This is a genomic window from Hydrogenimonas sp., assembly GCF_029933015.1.
Lineage (GTDB): Bacteria > Campylobacterota > Campylobacteria > Campylobacterales > Hydrogenimonadaceae > Hydrogenimonas.
Map to the genome: position 1 here is coordinate 3,179 of NZ_JAOZOZ010000109.1, position 2,064 is coordinate 5,242.

Below are 2,064 nucleotides of genomic sequence, written 5' to 3' on the forward strand. Positions count from 1 at the left end.
GGCTCCTAACGGAGCCGACGGGCCTTTGGCCCGGAAACGATAATAAAAGATTTTTTGAGTCACGATAGGAGAGAAACATGGCAAAAACAGATTTGATAGGCGGAAGCATCTGGGAAGAGTACAGCCAGAAGGTGCAGGAGCTGATGAACAACCCGAAAAACCAGGGAGAACTGACCGAGGAGGACGCCAAGCGTCTGGGCGGTGAGCTGATCGTCGCCGATTTTGGCGCGGAAAGCTGCGGCGACGCGGTGCGCCTCTACTGGATCGTCGATCCCAAGACCGACAAGATTCTGGACGCCAAGTTCAAAAGCTTCGGCTGCGGCACGGCGATCGCCAGCTCCGACACGATGGTCGAGCTCTGCAAGGGCAAGACCGTCGACGAAGCGGTGAAGATCACCAACATCGACGTCGAGAAGGCGATGCGCGACACGCCCGACGTCCCGGCGGTTCCGCCCCAGAAGATGCACTGTTCGGTCATGGCCTACGATGTCATCAAAAAGGCGGCATCGCTCTACAAGGGGGTCGATATGGAGAGTTTCGAGGACGAGACCATCGTCTGCGAGTGCGCCCGTGTCAGCCTCAGAACGATCAAGGAGGTGATCCGGCTCAACGACCTCAAAACGGTCGAGGAGATCACCGACTACACCAAGGCGGGGGCTTTCTGTAAAAGCTGTATCAAACCGGGCGGCCATGAAGAGCGCGAATACTATCTGGTCGACATCCTGGCCGAGACGCGCCGCGAGATGGAGGCCGAGAAGCTCAAAGAGACGGCCGAAAAGCAGGCCGGTGGCGAAGAGGTCTCCTTCAACGACATGACCTTGGTCCAGAAGATCAAGGCGATCGACAGCGTCATCGACGAGAATGTCCGCCAGTTCCTGATCATGGATGGCGGCAACATGGAGGTGCTCGACGTCAAGCAAAACGGCCAGTACACCGACGTCTACATCCGCTACCTCGGTGCCTGCTCTGGATGTGCCAGTTCCACCACCGGAACGCTCTACGCCATCGAATCGACACTCAAAGAGAAGCTCGATCCCAATATCCGCGTGCTGCCGATTTAATGAAAAGTGAAAAATTAAAAATGAAAAATTGAGGAGGCGGCTGATGCCGCTTCCATTTTTGATGTCAAATCAAGCTGGCTTGTGCCAGCTTTCTCAACACTCAACACTCAACACTCAACACTCAACACTCAACACTCAACACTCAACACTCAATTACAGCTTTACATCCGATCTGATCGTGAACTCGATCACTTTGCCCGCCGGAATGGCGACCGCTTCGCCCCGAGTGAGCGCCGCGACACCCAACCCAACCAGTGCGCCTTTACGTGCCCCTTTGCGGTGGTCGTCGTTGGCGATGGCGCCGATCCCTGCGCCAATCAGGGTTTTGCGGGCTGTGTCGCGTCCCTGAGATTTCTGGGCTTCCACGACGACGACACTGCCGTTGACGGGAATGCGTCGTCCGTCAGCTGTAATGGCTGAGAGGCGTACCGCGAGGGCCGATTTTCCGATCATCCGTCCCGCCTGCTCACTGTCCACCACTTCGAGATAGACCTGAGAGCCCGAAGCGGCGATGACATGCCCATCGGAGCTTTTCAGATCTCCTACCAAAAAGGCGCGAAATTCCTGTCCCGGTCGGCTGTTTCGTGAATCGATTACGGTCGATGTTTCCACCCGCACGTGAGTGCCTCCCGGCAGGATCGCTGGTGTCTGGGCCCTTGAGACGGGTGTGCCGAGGTTTTTCGAAGGGGCGGCAGCTTTGGCCGGAGGTGGAGGTGGCGGTGAGATGTGACGGCCTCCCTTCTGTATGAAGGCGATGTCGATCTTGGCGTAGGTGGTTTTTGCACCGCCTGCCTCAATCGTGATGGTTTGGGCATCTTCGTCGACGATCTTTCCTTCGACGACGGCCCCGTTTTTGAATTTGATCGTGTCGGCCATACAGAAAATTCCAGCCGCCAGCAGCAGCGCATATACTTTTTTCATGATCTCTCCTTTTTGTCGTTTTCGTAGGATATCCGGCTGAAGGGTACCGGCATTTCGATTCCTGCTTTCGTCAGGGCCTCAT

General features: G+C 56.2%; 2 protein-coding genes. One reads left to right on the forward strand and one right to left on the reverse strand.

Features of this window, described 5'->3' with window-relative positions:
- The first annotated feature begins 77 nt into the window (after positions 1-77).
- Complete coding sequence (locus Q1K23_RS07365; protein ID WP_300363499.1) at positions 78-1,061, forward strand: iron-sulfur cluster assembly scaffold protein; 984 nt, start codon at positions 78-80, stop codon at positions 1,059-1,061.
- Between the two features lie 153 nt (positions 1,062-1,214).
- Here the strand turns inward: Q1K23_RS07365 and Q1K23_RS07370 are convergent, their stop codons facing one another.
- Entirely contained in the window at positions 1,215-1,982 is a 768-nt protein-coding gene (locus Q1K23_RS07370) for a hypothetical protein (protein ID WP_300363500.1), read from the reverse strand.
- Positions 1,983-2,064 lie beyond the last annotated feature (82 nt).